At 41.1% G+C, this 1371-nt stretch carries 1 protein-coding gene; it reads right to left on the bottom strand.

Going from position 1 to position 1371, the window contains the following annotated elements; all coding sequences use genetic code 11:
- Window positions 1-1329 carry an IS3 family transposase gene (locus tag GZA11_RS16375; protein ID WP_038541356.1) on the bottom strand — a complete coding sequence of 443 codons (1329 nt, stop codon included), beginning with the start codon at window positions 1327-1329 and terminating at the stop codon, window positions 1-3.
- Between the last annotated feature and the right edge of the window lie 42 nt (window positions 1330-1371).

Below are 1371 nucleotides of genomic sequence, written 5' to 3'. Positions count from 1 at the left end.
TTAAGCAGCTAGAAGATGATTCCTATACTGAATAGGGGTCATCTTTTTTAAATTCCACTGATAGCGGTAATTGTTATAGTAAACCATGTAATGATTAATTTTTGACTTCAATTCCTTCAATGTTCTTGCCGATTTATAGTCCACTTCATCCTTAAGGTGGCCAAAGAAGGACTCTTGAGGGGCATTATCCCAACAGTTGCCTCTCCGTGACATGGACTGGCCCAGGCCATACTCCTTTAAAAGTTTCTGATATCGTGGGCTTGTATAATGGCTTCCCTGATCCGAGTGGATAAAAGCCTCTTTATGGAGAGTAATTTTCTTATTGTTCATCCATTTATGAATCGTCGTGGTGGCGATGTCCAAGGTGATGCGATCAGACACATGATAAGCCAGGATTTCATTAGTGGAGGCGTCTTTTATGGTCGACAAATAAGCCATACAATTTCCGTTATATGGAAGATAAGTGATATCCGTAAGTAATACTTTCCCGGGGATTCCCTGCTTGAATTCCCTGTTTAATTTGTTCGGGACAACCTGATGCTCCTTCGTTGCTTTAGCGATCTTTTTATAAGGGGTAGGCTTCCGGTGAGGACAGACGATTCCATATTTCCTCATGATTCTTTGGATCTTTTTACGGCTGAAGATAATATCAAACTCATTCTCCAATATCATTTTGATGGAGCGAGAACCTTTCTTATATCCCCGACGGTCAAAGGCCTTTAAGATGATTTCCTTCGCTTCAAGGTCCAATTTCTCCCGTGCTTCCCGGACAGAGGAAGCCTTCAGATATCTGTAATATCCCGACCGTGAGACTTCCAGGAGGTCGCAAAAATACCTGGTCATCCCCTTGAATCCATTCTGTTCAATGGTCTTCTGGATCAATTGGTAGGCTTTACTCGGATTTAAATTTTCGCTTGCGTTTAACAGCCTCCTTTCGGTCACTTCTAGCTTTTTTAACAGCTCCACCTGTCCTTCCAACAGCTCAATTTTAGCCCTTTGCCTTTCAATCACTTCGGACGGTGTAAGCTCACGCTTTAAGGGTCTCCCAGAAGCTGTTTTCCTTGAATCTGTAAGCCCGATCAGCCCATTCTTTTCATAGGCTTTTTTCCATCTATGGGCTGACTGTTCAATTCGTTTTATACCGATAACGTCCACATCGAAGCCATTCTCCTCAAAGATCTGACGAGGGAATTTGCCAGCTTGGTATTCATCTATAAATCTATTTTTAAAATCGTCAGTATAGGTAATAGACCTTTCGCTGACACGCTGTACATTTGGATTTTTTTGAAGCATGTTTATCTCTTTAGATGAAAATGTTATTTTACTCATGTTGTCCCCTAATCTCCATATTCTGAAATTCAAGTATATAAA

The organism is Neobacillus sedimentimangrovi, assembly GCF_010614825.1.
Taxonomy (GTDB): Bacteria; Bacillota; Bacilli; order Bacillales; family Cytobacillaceae; genus Neobacillus; species Neobacillus thermocopriae.
This window is presented reverse-complemented; position numbering and strand designations above follow the sequence as displayed.

Excerpts from the sequence above, each read along its gene's own strand:
- GZA11_RS16375 (WP_038541356.1), bottom strand. The coding sequence starts at position 1,329 with ATGAGTAAAATAACATTTTCATCTAAAGAGATAAACATGCTTCAAAAA.